Origin of the sequence: Streptomyces sp. NPDC020299, assembly GCF_044387825.1 — a bacterium.
In the GTDB taxonomy this organism is placed as follows: domain Bacteria; phylum Actinomycetota; class Actinomycetes; order Streptomycetales; family Streptomycetaceae; genus Streptomyces.
In genome coordinates this window covers 1-13824 of record NZ_JBIRWL010000032.1, presented here as the reverse complement: position 1 = coordinate 13824, position 13824 = coordinate 1, and the positions used below count along the sequence as shown (strand labels likewise).

Annotated in this window: 14 protein-coding genes; 4 read left to right on the top strand and 10 right to left on the bottom strand. The window is 71.7% G+C overall.

The window, feature by feature from the left end:
* Positions 1-95: 95 nt before the first annotated feature.
* Genes ACH45E_RS43450 through ACH45E_RS43405 form a run of 10 tightly spaced genes read right to left on the bottom strand, consistent with a single transcriptional unit; the run spans position 96 to position 9753 of the window.
* On the bottom strand, positions 96-1610 hold the full coding sequence (locus tag ACH45E_RS43450; protein WP_361455688.1) for an NADH-quinone oxidoreductase subunit N: 1515 nt from the start codon (positions 1608-1610) through the stop codon (positions 96-98).
* Positions 1607-3181, bottom strand: a complete 1575-nt coding sequence (locus ACH45E_RS43445; protein ID WP_361455691.1) for an NADH-quinone oxidoreductase subunit M — start codon at positions 3179-3181, stop codon at positions 1607-1609. The genes ACH45E_RS43450 and ACH45E_RS43445 overlap by 4 nt, the downstream gene beginning before the upstream one ends.
* A gap of 6 nt (positions 3182-3187) precedes the next feature.
* A complete protein-coding gene (locus ACH45E_RS43440) occupies positions 3188-5182 on the bottom strand; it encodes an NADH-quinone oxidoreductase subunit L (protein ID WP_361455694.1) in 1995 nt (664 codons plus the stop codon).
* Positions 5179-5559 carry an NADH-quinone oxidoreductase subunit NuoK gene (nuoK, locus tag ACH45E_RS43435; protein WP_361455697.1) on the bottom strand — a complete coding sequence of 127 codons (381 nt, stop codon included), beginning with the start codon at positions 5557-5559 and terminating at the stop codon, positions 5179-5181. Before nuoK ends, ACH45E_RS43440 begins: the two co-directional genes overlap by 4 nt.
* Positions 5559-6152 carry an NADH-quinone oxidoreductase subunit J gene (locus ACH45E_RS43430; RefSeq protein WP_361455700.1) on the bottom strand — a complete coding sequence of 198 codons (594 nt, stop codon included), beginning with the start codon at positions 6150-6152 and terminating at the stop codon, positions 5559-5561. Before ACH45E_RS43430 ends, nuoK begins: the two co-directional genes overlap by 1 nt.
* Positions 6149-6709, bottom strand: a complete 561-nt coding sequence (locus tag ACH45E_RS43425; protein ID WP_361455703.1) for an NADH-quinone oxidoreductase subunit I — start codon at positions 6707-6709, stop codon at positions 6149-6151. Before ACH45E_RS43425 ends, ACH45E_RS43430 begins: the two co-directional genes overlap by 4 nt.
* 2 nt (positions 6710-6711) lie before the next feature.
* Positions 6712-7680 (bottom strand): complex I subunit 1 family protein, encoded by a 969-nt coding sequence (locus tag ACH45E_RS43420; protein ID WP_361455706.1) that lies wholly within the window; start codon positions 7678-7680, stop codon positions 6712-6714.
* Positions 7677-8741: an NADH-quinone oxidoreductase subunit C gene (locus ACH45E_RS43415; RefSeq protein WP_361455709.1), complete on the bottom strand. Its 1065-nt coding sequence runs from the start codon at positions 8739-8741 to the stop codon at positions 7677-7679. Before ACH45E_RS43415 ends, ACH45E_RS43420 begins: the two co-directional genes overlap by 4 nt.
* On the bottom strand, positions 8738-9358 hold the full coding sequence (locus ACH45E_RS43410) for an NADH-quinone oxidoreductase subunit B family protein (RefSeq protein WP_361455712.1): 621 nt from the start codon (positions 9356-9358) through the stop codon (positions 8738-8740). The genes ACH45E_RS43415 and ACH45E_RS43410 overlap by 4 nt, the downstream gene beginning before the upstream one ends.
* Complete coding sequence (locus ACH45E_RS43405) at positions 9349-9753, bottom strand: NADH-quinone oxidoreductase subunit A (RefSeq protein ID WP_361455715.1); 405 nt, start codon at positions 9751-9753, stop codon at positions 9349-9351. Before ACH45E_RS43405 ends, ACH45E_RS43410 begins: the two co-directional genes overlap by 10 nt.
* Positions 9754-9987: 234 nt before the next feature.
* Between ACH45E_RS43405 and ACH45E_RS43400 the strand changes: the two genes are divergently transcribed.
* From ACH45E_RS43400 to ACH45E_RS43385, 4 genes are all read left to right on the top strand, one after another.
* Positions 9988-11193, top strand: a complete 1206-nt coding sequence (locus ACH45E_RS43400) for a sensor domain-containing protein (RefSeq protein WP_361455718.1) — start codon at positions 9988-9990, stop codon at positions 11191-11193.
* Positions 11194-11304: 111 nt separating this feature from the next.
* Positions 11305-12675 (top strand): sensor domain-containing protein, encoded by a 1371-nt coding sequence (locus tag ACH45E_RS43395; RefSeq protein WP_361455740.1) that lies wholly within the window; start codon positions 11305-11307, stop codon positions 12673-12675.
* A 91-nt stretch (positions 12676-12766) separates the two neighbouring features.
* A complete protein-coding gene (locus tag ACH45E_RS43390) occupies positions 12767-13480 on the top strand; it encodes a response regulator transcription factor (RefSeq protein ID WP_361455721.1) in 714 nt (237 codons plus the stop codon).
* Between the two features lie 163 nt (positions 13481-13643).
* On the top strand, positions 13644-13824 hold a 181-nt coding region (locus ACH45E_RS43385), incomplete at its 3' end, for a hypothetical protein (protein WP_399042750.1).

Here is a 13824-nt window from a genome sequence, read left to right as displayed (position 1 = left end):
GTACAGACGGCGGCGCGTGTCGGCCGTCCGGGTGACGTGCCCTTATGACCCCACGCGCGCGTGGGAGCACGGGTGCCCCGTGCGCGCGTGACGAGTCATCCGAACAGGCCGGTGGCCGCGAAGCGCAGGACGAGTTGGGGTGCGCCGGAGAGGACGACGCCGAGGACGCCGGTGAGGGCGAGCGCGGCGGTGAGGGGGGCGGGGACGTGGTGGCGGCCCGGCTCGCCCTCGGGGGCACGGAACAGCAGGGCCGTCCACTGGAGGTAGTAGAACAGCGCGATCACCACGTTGACGGCCATGACGACGGCGAGCCAGCCGAGACCCGCGTCGACGGCCGCCGAGAAGACGGTGACCTTGGCGAACAGGCCGATGATGCCCGGAGGGAGTCCGGCGAGGCAGAGCAGGAAGAACGCCAGGAGCAGTGCGGTCAGCGGGTTCGAGGCGTAGAGGCCCCGGTAGTCGGTGATCCGGTTGAGGGACTTGGCGCGGCCGACGAGCGCGGCCACGGCGAAGGCGCCGAGGTTCACGGCGGCGTACATGAGGGCGTAGGCGACGGTGGAGCCGATGGCCTTCTGGGCGTCCTTGGTGTATCCGGCGGCGGCGATCGGCACCAGCAGGTATCCGGCCTGGCCGACGGAGGACCAGGCGAGCAGCCGTACCGCGCTGTACGCGCGCGTGGCCTGCTGGCGCAGGGCGGCGACGTTGCCGACGGTCATGGTGAGGGCGGCCAGGACGGCGAGGGCCGGGCCCCAGACGTCGGCGTACGACGGGAAGGCGACGACGGTGACGAGGATCAGGCCGGAGAAGCCGACCGCCTTGCCGACGACCGACAGGTAGGCCGCGATGGGCAGCGGGGCTCCGACGTAGGTGTCGGGCACCCAGAAGTGGAAGGGGACGGCGGCCGTCTTGAAGGCGAAGCCGACGAGGGTGAGGACGACGCCGGTCTGGGCGAGGGTGTGCAGCTGGCCGTCGACGTGCTGGATCCGGTCGGCGACCTGGGTGAGGTAGAGGGTGCCGGTGGAGGCGTAGACGAAGCTGATGCCCATCAGGCTGACCGCGGTGGCGGTGACGGAGGACAGGAAGAACTTCAGGGCCGCTTCCGAGGACCGCCGGTCGCCGTGCCGGATGCCGACGAGAGCGAAGGCGGGCAGGGAGGCGACCTCCAGGGCGACGATCAGGGTCGCGAGGTCGCGGGAGGCGGGCAGGAGGGCGGCGCCCGCGGCGGAGGAGAGCAGCAGGAACCAGAACTCGCCTTCGGGGACGCGTCGGCCGGCGTCCTTCAGCGCGGTGACCGACAGCAGGGCCGCGAGGAGGGCGCCGCCGAGCACGAGGAACTGGATGACGAGGGTGAACCGGTCGGCGGTGTAGCTGCACGCGTGCGTGGCACCGGTCAGGCAGAAGGTGCTGCGGTCGCCGTCCAGGAGGGGCAGCAGCAGGAGGGCCGAGGCGGCGAGCCCGGTGACGGAGACCCAGCCGAGTACGGCCTTCCTGGCGTCGGGCACGAACAGGTCGGCGACGAGGACGGCGAGGGCGACGACGGCCGCGAGGGTGGGCGGGGCGATCGCGAGCCAGTCGACGGACTGGACCACCGGCTGGGCCAGGGCGCTCATCGGGTGCCTCCTGCGAGGAGCTGCTGCACGGCCGGGTCGGTCAGGCCGAGGAGGGCCTTCGGCCAGAGCCCGGCGACGACGGTGAGGGCGACGAGCGGGGTCCAGGCCGCGAACTCGTAGCCGTGGACGTCGGCGAGCTTCGGGACGTCCTGCGGTACGGCGCCCATGCAGACGCGGCGGACCACGACGAGCATGTACGCGGCGGTCAGCAGCGTGCCGAACGCGCCGATCGTCATGAAGGTGAGGAACGCGGGGCGACTGAGGCCGGCGGCGGGCTCGAACGCGCCGAACAGCGCCAGCATCTCCCCCCAGAACCCGGCGAGGCCGGGCAGGCCGAGCGAGGCGACCGCGGCGAAGGCGAGCAGGCCGCCGAGGCGGGGGGCCTTGCCGTACAGCGCGGCGCCGCTTTCCTCGGCAAGGGCGTCGAGGTCGGTGGTGCCGGTGCGGTCCTTGAGCGCGCCGACCAGGAAGAACAGGAGGCCGGTGATGAGGCCGTGGGCGATGTTGGCGAACAGCGCGCCGTTCACGCCGGTCGGGGTGGTGCTGGCGATGCCGAGCAGGACGAAGCCCATGTGGCCGACGGAGGAGTAGGCGATGAGCCGCTTCAGATCGCCCTTCGCACCCTGCTTGGCGAGGGCCAGGCAGGCCAGGGATCCGTAGATGATTCCGACGACTGCGAACGCGGCGAGGTAGGGCGCGAAGGTGTGGAAGCCGTCGGGCGCCACCGGCAGCAGGATCCGGACGAACCCGTACGTGCCCATCTTCAGCAGGACGCCCGCCAGCATGACCGAGCCGACGGTGGGCGCGGCGGTGTGGGCGTCCGGCAGCCAGCTGTGCAACGGCCACATCGGCGTCTTGACCGCGAGCCCGATCCCGATCGCCAGAACGGCGATGACCTGCACGGATGTGGTCAGCGACCGGCCGTTGTCAGTGGCGAGTGCCACCATGTCGAACGTGCCCGCCTTGATTCCGATCAGGAGCAGGCCGAGCAGCATGACCACGGACCCGAGCAACGTGAAGAGGATGAACTTCCAGGCGGCCTGGGTCCGGCCCTCGCCGCCCCAGCGGGCGATGAGGAAGTACATCGGGATGAGCACCATCTCGAACGCGAGGAAGAACAGCAGCAGGTCGAGGACGGCGAAGGTCGCGAGGGTGCCGGACTCGAGGACGAGCAGCAGTGCGACGAAGGCCTTCGGGGTCGGACCCGAGGGCATCTTGAAGTAGGAGTAGAGCGCGCAGAGGAAGGTCAGCAGCGCGGTCAGGACCAGAAGGGGGAGGGAAATGCCGTCGATGCCGAGGTGGATCCGCACGTCGAGTGCGGGGATCCAGCTGATGTCGGTCGTGGCCTGCATCTTCGACGGATGGTCGTGGTCGAAGCCGAGCGCGAGGACGATCGCGGCGATGAGGATGACGCCGGTGACGGTCACGCCGTGCCGGAGCACGGCCTGCTCGGGCGACTTCCCCTTCAGCCCGGGCGGGGCGGGCAGGAGAGCGGCGACGGCGCCGAGGAGCGGGCCGACGACGAGGAACGCCAGAAGGAACTGCATCACGGACTCGTTGATATCGATCACGCCTGCTCACGCTCCCGAGGCGACGAGGAGGACGGCGACCGCCAGGACGACGGTGCCGGCGAGCAGCGCGCTCACATAGGTCTGCACATTGCCGGTCTGGGCGCGCCGTACGGCGGCCCCGAGCAGTCGGGGCAGCGCGGCCGCGCCGCGTACGTAGGTGTCGACGACCTCGCGGTCGAGGAACCGGACGAGACTCGCTCCGGCCTGGACCGGGCGGACGAACAGCGCCGCGTACACGGCGTCCAGGTGGAAGCCGACGGCCGCGTGCCGGTGCAGCGGGCCGAGCAGCAGCCGTCCGGGGTCGGCCGGGTCGGGTGCGTAGGCCACGCCGCCGTAGACGGGTGCGTGGCTGGCGATGGCCTCGGCCTCGACCAGTGCGGCGTCCCCCTCGGGGTGGGCGGCGACCGCGCCCAGCGGGACACGGGCGGCGAGCGCGGTGGTGCGCTGCCAGGCGCCGTAGGTGACGATCCCGCCGACCAGGGCGAGGCCGGTGCCGAGGATGGACGTGATGAGGGTCGGAGTCAGGTCGCGGCCGCCGAACCAGTCGGGCAGCGCCCGGTAGGCGACGGCACCGAAGGCCAGGGACGGGACGGCGAGCACCCACAGCACCACGGTCATGGTGAGCGGCTGCCGCCCGTGCTCGGGGGCCTCGGCACCGCGCCCGCGGAAGGCCAGCAGCCATAGGCGGGTGGCGTAGGCGGCGGTGAGCAGGGCGGTGAGCAGGCCTGCGACGAGGACGAGCCAGCCGGCGGCGGCGGGGGCGTGCTCGGTGTGGCCGGTGGCGACGTGCTCGGCGGCGCCGAGGACGGATTCCTTGGAGAAGAAGCCGCTGAAGGGAGGGATCGCGGCGAGCGCGAGGAGCGCCACGGTCATCGTCCAGTAGGCGTCGGGGATGCGGTCGCGCAGGTGGCTCATGCGGGACATCGCGGCCAGCGAGTTGGTGCCGGCGGCGTGGATGATCACGCCGGCCGCGAGGAACAGCAGCGCCTTGAAGGCGCCGTGCGAGAGGAGGTGGAAGACGGCGGCGCCGCGGTCGCCGACGGCGAGGGCGCCGGTCATGTAGCCGAGCTGGCCGATCGTCGAATAGGCGAGTACGCGCTTGATGTCGTCCTGGGCGAGCGCGGCGAGACCGGAGCCGGTCATCGTGACGGCGGCCATGACGGCGAGGACGAGCAACGCGGCGGAGGAGGCCTCGAAGACGGGCAGGAGACGGGCGACGAAGTAGACACCGGCGGCGACCATCGTCGCGGCGTGGATCAGCGCGGAGACGGGTGTGGGGCCCGCCATCGCGTCGGGGAGCCAGGTGTGCAGCGGGAACTGCGCGGACTTGCCGGCCACGCCCGCCAGGAGCAGCAGGGCGATCAGCGTCGGGTGGTGCAGGCCGCCGCTCGCGACGGTGCCGAGGACACGGGTGATCTGGAAGGACCCGGCGTCGGTGCCGAGCGCGAACAGGCCGATGAGGAAAGGCACGTCGCCGAGCTTGGTGACCAGGAAGGCCTTGAGGGAGGCGGCGCGGGCCTCCGGGGTCTCCCAGTAGTGGCCGACCAGGAAGTAGGAGCAGATGCCCATGACTTCCCAGCCGACCAGCAGCACGATCAGGTCGCCCGAGTAGACGACCAGGAACATCGCGGAGGTGAACAGGGAGACGAGGGCCGCGTAGGAGGGGTAGCGCGGGTCGTCGCGCAGGTAGCCGGTCGAGTAGACCTGCACGCAGGTGGCGACGACGCCGACGAGTACGGCGACGAGGGCGGCGAAGCCGTCGATGTGCAGGGCGAGCTCGATCGGGACCGAGCCGGTGGGTGTGAGTTCGGTCTGGGCGTCGATGGCCTGGCCGCCGCCCTGGCGGACGGCGACCAGCACGGCCAGTACCAGGGAGGCGAGGGGCGGCAGGACGGCGAGCGGGCGGGTGAAACCGGGGGCCGTGCGGCCGAGCAGCAGGCCGGCGGCGGCACCCAGGAACGGCAGGAGGGGGACGAGGACGGCGAGGGTGGTCGTGGTCACGCGGTGGCCTCAGCCTTCTCGGCCGCTGGGGAGTCGCTGCCGGGGCCGTCGGTGCCGGGGCCTTCGGCGGTGTCGCGGAGCTTGTCGATGTCGGAGGTGCCGCGGTTGCGGTGGACGGCGAGGACGATCGCCAGGCCGATGCCGATCTCGGCGGCGGCGATGGCGATGGTGAACAGGGTCAGGGCCTGACCGGAGTGCAGGGTCTCCTTGGCGGCCTTGCTGAGCCAGACGTCGAAGGCGACCAGGTTCAGGTTGACGGCGTTGAGCATCAGCTCGACCGACATCAGGACCAGGATCGCGTTGCGGCGGGCGAGGACGCCGTACAGGCCGGTGCAGAACAGGAGGGCGGAGAGCACGGCGGGATACGCGAGGTGCATCAGCGGACACCTTCCTTGTCGGCCTGGTTCTGCCGGGCGCCGGGGACGTCCGCGTCCGCCTTCGCCTTGCGGGACAGGACGATCGCGCCGACCAGGGCGGCGAGGAGGAGGACGGAGAGGGCCTCGAAGGGGAGGACCCAGTTCTGGAAGAGGCTCGCGCCGGTGACCTTGGTCGAGCCGGCGGCCGGCCCGTCCAGGTCGATCCAGGTGGTGCGGAAGGCGTCGACGACCACCCAGACCAGAGCGGCCGCCGCGGCGACGGCCACGGTGAGGGCGGCCCAGCGGTTGCCCGAGTCGGCGTCCGGGGAGCGGCCGATGGGGGCCCTGGTGAGCATCAGACCGAACAGGAGGAGGACGACGACGGAACCGACGTAGATGAGGACCTGCACCCAGGCGATGAACTCGGCGGTGAGCAGCAGGTACTCCACCGCGAGGCCGCCGAGGGTCGCCACCAGCCACAGGGCGGCGTGCACCAGTTGCCGGGTGGTGACGGTGACCAGCGCGGCGCCGAAGGTGACCAGGCCGACGAGGAGGAAGGCGATCTCGACGCCGTTCGGGGAGAGGAAGCCGTGGGTTTCGGCGGCGAGGCTCACGACTCCCCCTCCTGCGGCTCGGCCGGCTGTTCCTGGGCGGCCGCCAGCTTCTCGGCCGCCTTGCGGGCGGTGGCGATCTCCTTCGGCTCCTCCGCGCCCGTGTCGAGGGCGGGCGGGGGCGGGACCGTCCACATCCACTCGCGGAGCTTGTCGCGCTCGTGGGTTAGCTCGCGGATGTCGGTCTCGGCGTACTCGAACTCCGGGGACCAGAACAGGGCGTCGAAAGGACAGACCTCGATGCAGATACCGCAGTACATGCACAGGGAGAAGTCGATGGCGAAGCGGTCGAGGACGTTGCGGCTGCGTTCGCGGCCGCCGGGGGCCGCTGCCGGGACCGTCTCCTTGTGGGAGTCGATGTAGATGCACCAGTCCGGGCACTCGCGGGCGCACAGCATGCAGACCGTGCAGTTCTCCTCGAACAGCCCGATGACGCCGCGGGTGCGGGGCGGGAGGTCGGGCTGGACGTCCGGGTACTGCGCGGTGACGGTCTTCTTCGTCATCGTGCGGAGGGTGACGGCCAGGCCCTTGGCGAGGCCGGAGCCGGGGATGGGAGCCATGGTTAGGAGATCACCACCTTGACGACGCCGGTGAGAGCGATCTGGGCGAGGGAGAGGGGCACGAGGAGGGTCCAGGAGAATTTCTGCAGCTGGTCCTCGCGCAGGCGGGGGTAGGTGACGCGGAGCCAGATGACGATGAAGGCGAGGATCGCGGTCTTCAGCAGGGTCCAGAGCCAGCCGAGGCCGTCGGCGCCCCAGGGGCCGTGCCAGCCGCCCAGGAAGAGGACGGTGGTCAGGCCGCACAGGACGACGATGCCCGCGTACTCGGCGAGCAGGAACAGGGCGAAGCGCAGGCCGGTGTACTCGGTGTACGCGCCGAAGATGATCTCGGAGTCGGCGACGGGCATGTCGAAGGGCGGGCGCTGGAGCTCGGCCAGCCCGGCGACGAAGAAGACGACCGCGCCGACGATCTGCCAGGGCAGCCACCACCAGTGGAAGGCGTGGAGGATCCCGGGGATGGACACGGTGCCCGCGGCCATCGCCACCGAGGCCCCGGCGAGCAGCATCGGAAGTTCGTAGGCGAGGAGCTGGGCGGCGGTGCGCAGGCCGCCGAGGAGGGAGAACTTGTTGGCGCTGGCCCAGCCGGCCATGAGCGAGCCGAGGACGCCGACGCCCATCACGGCGAGCACGAAGAACACGCCCGCGTCCAGGACCTGGCCGACCGCGCTGTCGCTGGGGCCGATGGGAATGGCGAGGAGCACCAGGAGGTACGGCAGGAGGGCCACGGCGGGGGCGAGCTGGAAGATGCGGCGGTCCGCGCCCGCGGGTACGACGTCCTCCTTCTGCGCGAACTTCACGCCGTCCGCGATGAGCTGGGCCCAGCCGTGGAAGCCGCCGGCGTACATCGGGCCGAGGCGGCCCTGCATGTGGGCCATCACCTTGTGCTCGGTCTGGCCGACGATCAGGGGGAAGGTGAGGAAGACGACGAACACGACCAGGAGTCGCAGGGCGACGTCCAGCGCGTCGTTCACTGCGGGCCTCCTGTGGGGTCGTCGCGGGTGTCCTCAGGCGTGGACTCCTCGCCGGGTTCGGTTCCGGGTGCGCTGTCCGGCTTGGTCTCCGGCTTGGTCTCGGGTTCCGGCCCGGCCTCCGGTTTGTCGAAAGCCGGGCGGGCGTGGTGCCAGGGGGCGTCCGAGCTGCGCGGGGCGCCCTGTGCGGCCTGTACGGCCTGTGCACCCTCCGCGCTCTCCGCGCCTTCCGCACCCTGCGCACCCTGCGCACGCTGCGCACGCTGCGAGGCGGACCCCCCGCTCGCGCTGCGCGCCCGGCGCGGCGTCGCGGGTGCGGCCTCGGTCGCGGGGGCCTCGGTCGCCGCGGCCTCCGTCGCCGGGGCCTGGCTGGCCGATCCCTCCGCGGCGGTACGTGTCCGTCGCACCGGCCGCTCCCCCGCCGCGCGCGCGGGCCGCTCTCCAGCGGCCGCCGCGCGTCCCGCTCCTCGTGCCGGTCGGGCCGGGGCAGGGGGCAGCTGGCCCTTGAGGGGGCCCCACTCGTTGGGGTCGGGAACGCCCGGGGGAAGCATCTGTCGGCGCTTGGGACCGCCGTGTTCGGGCTCCCCGGGTTCCTTGGCGCCCGGCCAGGCCTTGGCGACCCGTGCGGCGAGGACGAAGTCCTTCCGCAGGGGGTGGCCCTCGAAGGTCTCGGGAAGGAGGAGGTGGTCCAGGGCGGGGTGGCCTTCGAAGCGGACGCCGAACATTTCGTGCGTCTCGCGTTCGTGCCAGGCCGCGCCCGCGTAGACGCCGACGGCGGAGGCGAGCGTCGGCGCCTCGTGCGGGACCGTGGTGCGCAGCAGGAGGCGGCGCACCGGAGAGAGGGCGACGACGTGCGCCGAGACGCGGAAGCCCGTGCCCGGTTCGTCGACCGCGCTCAGCCAGTCGAAATAGGTGCAGGAGAGGCTGGTGCGTGCCGCTTCCAGCGCCGGGATCCAGGAGGAGGGCGGTACGTCGACCGTCAGGAGCTCGTAGGACTCCTCGGCCGTGGCCTCCGTACCGAAGAGGTCCTCCACGGGGGCGGGGAGCCAGCCGACGGTGGTCATCGGGCGTCACCCTCCCCGCCGGAGGGCTGCGCCGGGGGCCGCACCAGGCCGCTCTGCAGGGCCGCGGCGGAGGGACGCGGGGCTCCACCGGAGCCGTAGCGCTCGTCGAGCGACTCCTGGGCGATCTTCTCCTGGAGCTTGAGGATGCCCTGGAGGAGGGCCTCGGGGCGGGGCGGGCAGCCGGGCACGTACACGTCGACCGGGATGATCTGGTCGACGCCCTTGGTCACCGAGTAGGAGTCCCAGTACGGCCCGCCGCAGTTGCTGCACGCGCCGAAGGAGATGACGTACTTCGGCTCGGGCATCTGCTCGTACAGGCGCTTGACGGCCGGGGCCATCTTGTCCGTCACCGTGCCGGAGACCACCATCAGGTCGGCCTGGCGCGGGCCCGGCGCGAAGGGGATGACGCCGAGGCGGATGAAGTCGTGGCGGGCCATGGACGCGGCGATGAACTCGATCGCGCAGCAGGCGAGACCGAAGTTGAAGACCCACAGCGAGTAGCGGCGGCCCCAGTTCAGGACCACCTTCATCGGCTCGGGTGCCAGCCGGGCGAGCGCGCCCAGCCGCTTCGGCTCGGGAAGCAGGACAGGCTCGGAAGGAGTGGGGGTCACGTCCATGTCAGGACGCCCTTCTTGTATGCGTACAGCAGGCCCACGGCGAGGAAGCCGAGGAAGATGAACATCTCCACCAGCGTCGTCGCGCCGTAGCCGGGGGCGGCGAAGACCGTCGCCCAGGGGAACAGGAAGATCGAGTCGACCGCGAAGATCACGTAGAGGAAGGCGTAGACGTAGTAGCGGACCTGGGTGTGGGCCCAGCCCTCGCCGACGGGGTCGACGCCGCACTCGTAGGTCAGCAGTTTCTCCGGGGTGGGCACCACCGGCCGCAGCAGGCGGCCCGCCCCGAAAGCGACCGCGACGAACAGCACGCCGACCAGGGCGAGCAGTCCCACGACCAAATATGACTGGAAGTAGTCCGCCGCGACGACGGTCGAGTCCCCCAACGTCTCCCGCAACGTGCGTCCCTCGCTCCCTGACCCGGTGACTGCGGTGCACCGTGAATCGCCGACCGTGGTGGTTGACGTGATTCGACGATGTGTACGCACGGGAGTCTAGGCCCTGATAAAGAGCGGGTAAGCAGCCCGTCACGCCATGAGACAGGTGAGCACGGCGAGGGTGGGGTTTTCCCCCGTGGACTGCGGCGGCATACCTCATGGCGCGGCGGCGCCGTCCACGGCACGCTGACCCGTATGACCGCACCCGACCCCAGTGCCGACGGCCTCAGCGCCGACGAGCCCCGTCTGCCGCCGGCGCGCTTCGCCTTCGACAAGCACACCTGGAAGGAGATCGCGCATCTCCTGGCCAACCTGCCGGTGGCGATCTTCGGCTTCACCTACGTCGTCAGCGTGCTGTTCGTCAGCGGCATCCTGACCCTCACCGTGGTCGGGTTCCCGCTGCTCGCGGCGAGCCTGCTGGGCGCTCGCCGGCTGGGGAAGCTGGAGCGGGCCCGGGCGCGGGGCCTGCTCGGGGTGCGGGTGGAGGAGCCGACGCCGCTGCCGCTCAGGAAGGGCGGCGGGATGTTCCAGCGGCTGTGGATGGCCCTGAAGGACCCGGTGGGCTGGCGGACGCTGCTGTACGACTTCATCCGGCTGCCCTGGGGCATCCTCACCTTCGTCATCACCTTCGCCTCGCTATTCATACTGTGGCCGGTGCTGCCGTTCATCGCGCGGGGCCTGGCGAACGCGGACCGGGCGATGGTGCGGGGGCTGCTGTCGCCCTCCGATGATCTCGAACGCCGCATCAGCGAACTGGAGTCCGACCGCGGAGTGGTCGTGGACACGGCGGCGGCCGACCTGCGGCGCATCGAGCGCGATCTGCACGACGGTGCGCAGGCCCGGCTGGTCAATCTGGCGATGGGGCTCGGCCTGGCGAAGGAGAAACTGCTGGAGGGTCGCGCCGACGACACCGTCGCCGCGATGGTCGACGAGGCGCACGGCGAGGTGAAGCTGGCACTCCAGGAGCTGCGCGATCTGGCGCGCGGCATCCACCCGGCCGTCCTCACCGACCGCGGCCTGGACGCGGCCCTGTCCTCCGTCTCCTCCCGCTGCACGGTGCCGGTGAAGGTCACCACCGACCTCGCGGAGCGGCCGGCCGCCGCGATCGAGGGCATCGCCTACTTCACCGTCTCCGAGCTGCTGCAGAACATCAGCAAGCACAGCCGGGCGAGATCCGCCTCCGTCGAGGTGTGGCGGTCCGAGGACCGGCTGCTGATCCAGGTGTGGGACGACGGACGCGGTGGCGCCCGGCTGGACGGCGGCACGGGGATGCGGGGGCTCGCGGAGCGGCTCGGCGCGGTCGACGGGCTCTTCGTCGTCGACTCGCCCACGGGCGGCCCGACCACCGTCACCGCCGAGCTGCCCTGGCGGGACCGGACCCAGGACACCGGGCAGGGGTAGGGAAAACCCCCGGACCAAGACGCCGACGGCCTCCATGGCCCGTCGACCTGCGCCGCAGCAGCCTGGATGTACGGCAACACAGCCGCCGACGAGGAGAACGGGACGACACCGATGGCCACGGACTACGGACAGGGGTACGGGCAGGGGTACGGGCACGGCGGCCGGCCCGGAGGCCACGGCACCGACGACTGGGGGCACCGCCCGAACCGGCTGCCCGCCGCGCTGCGGGCGCCGCTGGAGGCCCGCAGCTGGCGCGAGTTCGGCTACGTCCTGCTGAACCTGCCGATCGCCGTCCTGACCTTCAGCTACGCCGTGACGATGGTGGCGCTCGGCGCGGGCCTGCTGGTGACGTTCCTCGGTATCCCGGTGCTGGCCGGGGCGCTGGCGGGCTGCCGGGGCCTGGGCTCCCTGGAGCGGGCGCGGGCGCGCGGGCTGCTCCGTCTGGAGGTGGCCGAACCGGAGCCGCTGCGGGTGCGCAAGGACGGTCCGCTGGGCTGGATGGGCGCGGTCCTGAAGAGCGGCACGTCCTGGCGGCACCTGCTGTACGCGCTGCTGCACTTCCCGTGGGCGCTGTTCTCCTTCATCGTCGCCGTCGTCTTCTGGACGTACGGCTGGGCGCTGCTGACGTACCCGCTGTGGTTCTGGCTGTTCCCGATGTACGGCGGCCAGGGCGGGCTCCAGCTGTACGGCGACGCCCAGCACCGCATCTACCTCGACAACCCGTTCGAGATCACCGTGACGGCGCTGGTCGGGCTGCTGTTCACGATGGCCACGCCGTGGATCGTGCGGGCGCTGACGACGGTGGACCGGCTGATGGTGCTGGGGCTGCTCGGGCCGTCGCGGCTGGCGAAGCGGGTGGTGGAGCTGGAGTCCGACCGGGGTGTCGTGGTGGACACGGCGGCGGCCGACCTGCGGCGCATCGAGCGGGACCTGCACGACGGCGCGCAGGCCCGGCTGGTGGCGCTGGCCATGGACCTGGGCCTCGCGAAGGAGAAGCTCGCCGAGGACCCGCAGGCGGCCGCCCGCATGGTGGAGGACGCGCACGGCGAGGTGAAGACGGCCCTTCAGGAGCTGCGCGACCTGGCACGCGGCATCCATCCCGCCGTCCTCACCGACCGCGGCCTGGACGCCGCCCTGTCCGCCGTCGCCTCCCGCTGCACGGTCCCCGTCCAGGTCGAGGTGGATCTCGCCGACCGGCCCGCCCCCGCCATCGAGGGGATCGCCTACTTCACCGTCTCCGAGCTGCTGCAGAACGTCAGCAAGCACGCCCGGGCCGCGTCGGCCACCGTGGACGTGTGGCGGTCGGAGGACCGGCTGATGCTCCAGGTCATCGACGACGGGGCCGGCGGGGCCGACGTGTCCGCCGGGTCGGGACTGGCCGGGCTCGCCGAGCGGCTGGACGCGGTGGACGGGATCCTCGTGGTCGACTCCCCGGCCGGCGGCCCCACCCGGGTGACGGCCGAGCTGCCCTGGCGCCGCTGACCGGCCGGCCCCTCAATCCGCTTGTCCGGGCCCGGTCCGTTCCCGATGCTGGAATGCTGAACCTTCGTACGAACGCGTACGGCGCGTACGGATGGACAGGTGTGCGGGACGGGCTGTGGGGGGCCGGGAAATCGTGGAGGACAGGGTGCGGGTGGTCATCGCCGAGGATTCAGTGCTGCTCAGGGAGGGCCTGACCCGGTTGCTGACCGATCGCGGGCACGAGGTCGTCGCCGGGGTGGGGGACGCCGAGGCGCTGATCAAGACCATCGCCGACCTGGACGCGCAGGGCACCCTGCCGGACGTGGTGGTGGCGGACGTACGGATGCCGCCGACTCATACCGACGAGGGCGTCCGGGCGGCCGTACGGCTGCGCAGGACGCACCCCGGGCTGGGGGTGCTGGTGCTGTCACAGTACGTGGAGGAGCGCTACGCCACCGAACTGCTGGCCGGTTCCAGTCACGGCGTCGGCTATCTGCTCAAGGACCGGGTCGCCGAGGTACGCGAGTTCGTGGACGCGGTGGTACGGGTGGCCCGGGGCGGCACGGCGCTGGACCCGGAGGTGGTCGCGCAGCTGCTCGGGCGCAGCCGCAAGCAGGACGTGCTCGCGGGGCTCACCCCGCGCGAGCGGGAGGTCCTGGGGCTGATGGCCGAGGGCCGCACGAACTCGGCGATCGCCAGGCAGCTGGTGGTCAGCGACGGAGCCGTGGAGAAGCACGTCAGCAACATCTTCCTGAAGCTCGGTCTGTCGCCGAGCGACGGAGACCACCGGCGGGTGCTGGCGGTCCTCACCTACCTGAACTCGTGACGGCCGGAACATCGGGGCGCGGGCGGCCGGGACACCCGGGTGAATCGCTGTCCATCATGCGAATGGCCGAGGGAAGGCGACCCTAAGCGACGTAGGGTTGATCCTGGGAAGGTCCTCGGGACGACCACGCCCCGGGCAGCCGCCTCTAAGGAGGTCCAGTTCAGTGACCAGCCAGGTCAGCAGCGCAGCGGAACAGGCCGACGGAGCAGTCGTAGGAGGGCCGCGCAAACCGGCCGGGGCGAAGGGCGTCCGCCGTCTGGACCGGGTGATCATCCGGTTCGCGGGCGACTCGGGTGACGGTATGCAGCTCACGGGTGACCGGTTCACGTCGGAGACGGCGTCCT

Coding starts and splice junctions, on each gene's coding strand:
- nuoK (WP_361455697.1), bottom strand. CDS start 5,559: ATGCACCTCGCGTATCCCGCCGTGCTCTCCGCCCTCCTGTTCTGCACC.
- ACH45E_RS43395 (WP_361455740.1), top strand. CDS start 11,305: ATGGCCACGGACTACGGACAGGGGTACGGGCAGGGGTACGGGCACGGC.
- ACH45E_RS43400 (WP_361455718.1), top strand. CDS start 9,988: ATGACCGCACCCGACCCCAGTGCCGACGGCCTCAGCGCCGACGAGCCC.
- ACH45E_RS43410 (WP_361455712.1), bottom strand. CDS start 9,358: ATGGACGTGACCCCCACTCCTTCCGAGCCTGTCCTGCTTCCCGAGCCG.
- ACH45E_RS43425 (WP_361455703.1), bottom strand. CDS start 6,709: ATGGCTCCCATCCCCGGCTCCGGCCTCGCCAAGGGCCTGGCCGTCACC.
- ACH45E_RS43390 (WP_361455721.1), top strand. CDS start 12,767: ATGGACAGGTGTGCGGGACGGGCTGTGGGGGGCCGGGAAATCGTGGAG.
- ACH45E_RS43450 (WP_361455688.1), bottom strand. CDS start 1,610: ATGAGCGCCCTGGCCCAGCCGGTGGTCCAGTCCGTCGACTGGCTCGCG.
- ACH45E_RS43415 (WP_361455709.1), bottom strand. CDS start 8,741: ATGACCACCGTCGGCTGGCTCCCCGCCCCCGTGGAGGACCTCTTCGGT.